We start from the raw sequence: 2,518 nt of genomic DNA on the forward strand, positions 1-2,518 counted from the left end.
CTGGGGCGTCGGCTGAACTGTGCCGACATCATTCTTTATCTCGACGGACTGTATCGTTCGTCGCGTAAGAGTTCGGCCGTTCAGGCTCCTAAGGATGGTGACAAAGGCGCCGCTGGCGGGATCATGACCACGCGGAGCGTGGCGTAGCATTCGTAGCGCTAATGCAGCATATCGTGGCGCTGATATTGGCCGCAGTTCCTTCGAGGCGCAATGCCTGCGGCGGGCATTCATGAACGGCGCCGGGAACCGGCCTGCCGTGAAGCAACCTTTGCTTGGGATAGAGGATGAGGCGATCGATCGAGCGGCTCACGCTCGATATCCTGTGTGTGGGCGGCTCAAGCTCGGGGCAGTGAATGCTTTCGTGTTTGACCTAATGGTGGACCGCGTCCTTGACTAGTCGTGGCCGACGCCGCGTCGACCAGAGAGCGTTCCTTAGTAGTACTCTTCCCATTATCGCGCCATGCCGCGACTCTGGGCAAAAACTCTCAAGTCCTCACCCGGCCGGATCGTGCAGTCGACACTGTCTCGGTTGCGGGTCCCCTGCACGGCGTGTCAAACTGCGTATGCGACAGGAAAACGCCGATTTCATGCGTCGACAGCAGGTGTAGTGCGCGCGAGCAGTTCAGCGACGATGCTATACAGGAGATAGGTCCATTTATTCATGAACGTGTAGCTAGCTTAGAGGGAGGACCATTTCGATGTCGCAGGAAGTGGACGATCTCGGCGGCCGCGCTGTCAGCAAGTCATCGCAGTCTGGTCCCGAGTCATGGCAGCTGGATCCGACGCTAGGCGCACCTATGATCCCGCCGGATGAGTGGTCCTTTTGGCCTTACAGCAGTTGGACATTTTCCCACGTAAGCGAATACACGCGAACCGCCGGGGTTTGGCGGGGACTTGGACCGGTACTGCCGCTTGCACAGCGGCCCCGGGATATCGGCGACATTGAAATTGCGTCCAGAAACGGCCGGCGCGCCACAATCCGTAATTATCTCGACAGGGATTATACTGACGGGTTTCTGGTTCTGCATCGCGGCGAGATCGTATTCGAAGCATACATGAATGGCATGGAACCGCATTTTAAGCACATCGCCAGATCGGGTTCGAAGTCCATCACGGGGACGATGTTCGGGATCCTTGTCCACCGGGGGCTTATCGACCCTGAAAGTCTGGTAACGCGGTATTTGCCGGAACTTCAGGCGACCGCCTATCGCGGCGCTACGGTTCAGCACCTGCTTGACATGACTGCGGGCGCGACGATGAAGGGTCCATGGCATGAGCCACACACGGATTACTACAATTTCTGTGTGGCATCAGGCTATTTTGGCCCCTCCGAGGCACATCCTGACGCTCCAGCAGACATGTGGCAAGCCATTCTGCGGATCACGGAGCAGGAGGCGCCGCACGGCGCACGGTTCGCGTATTTTGACCCCAACATCGACGTGCTGGGGCTCATCATGCAACGCGTAACCGGCAAGTTTCTCCCGGAGCTGTACAGCAGTGAATTGTGGGGGCCGATGGGGGCGGAGGAAGACGCCTGCCAGATCGTAGACAAATCCCGTTTCGCCATGTCGTCCGGCGGATTCCAGGCCACACTTCGTGACTTTGCACGCTTCGCGCTGCTGCATCTGCGCGGCGGCAGACTGAACGGGAGGCAGATCGTCCCAGCTGAATGGATCGAGGCTACACGACGCCCTAAGCCTCGTCTATTTGAGTTGTTCGCAAATCCGAGCTCTTACGTAGATGCGAGGTCAGAGTTGCCAAACGGTGCTTATCACAATACTTTCTGGATCGAGGACCAAGAGAGAGGCGCCTATATTGCGTGGGGGTATGGTGGCCAAGTGATCTATATTGATCCGGAGGCGGATTTCGCGGCGGTGAAACTCTCCCACCAGCCTAGCCAATTACCGGTGAAACGCGCACAGTGGCCTGACCAAGTATATCACGCCGCCCCCGAACTCCTTCCGTTTGATTCATTCGCGGCGATCCGCGCCATCCGAGATGAATTGGAACGCTAAGAACTGTGGGGCATGCGCTGCTCTCCGCGGCGACGGGGTAAGTCGATCGTGAAAAGCCGGGATGACCCCTGTGGGATCAACCGTACATGGGGTCGCGATCGGTCAATGGCCGGCCATCACGAGAACAGGACTTAGTCTCCGAGCTGCGGACAGTCTTAGACGCGCTCCTCTATATCGCTTCAACAGTGGCGGGCTTCGCGGACCATCGCTTCTCACTCGCTACAATGGTTCAACGCTATTTCCATGCTCGGCGAGACAATCGGCTGTGGAGGACCATCAATTTCAACCTGGCGGTAGCAGCATGCGTCGCTCGGTCGCCCAGGCGACCCGAGCGCCGCATCATCATCGGCAAAGGCCATGGACGTTGCCCGTTTGCGTGGCTAGGACGCCGGCAAGAAGATCAAAGGCCGCAAGCGCCATATCACTACACCGAGCGCACCTGATCGGGCTAGCGGTGCATACGCCGGACGTCCAGGACAGGGATTGGGCAGTCTGCGTCATCG

At 58.4% G+C, this 2,518-nt stretch carries 1 protein-coding gene; it reads left to right on the top strand.

Annotated elements, in window-relative coordinates; all coding sequences use genetic code 11:
* Positions 1-698: 698 nt before the first annotated feature.
* Entirely contained in the window at positions 699-2,015 is a 1,317-nt protein-coding gene (locus AC0L25_RS32240; RefSeq protein ID WP_473599155.1) for a serine hydrolase domain-containing protein, read from the top strand.
* Positions 2,016-2,518: the final 503 nt, after the last annotated feature.

Source organism: Mesorhizobium sp. WSM4813, from assembly GCF_055811555.1.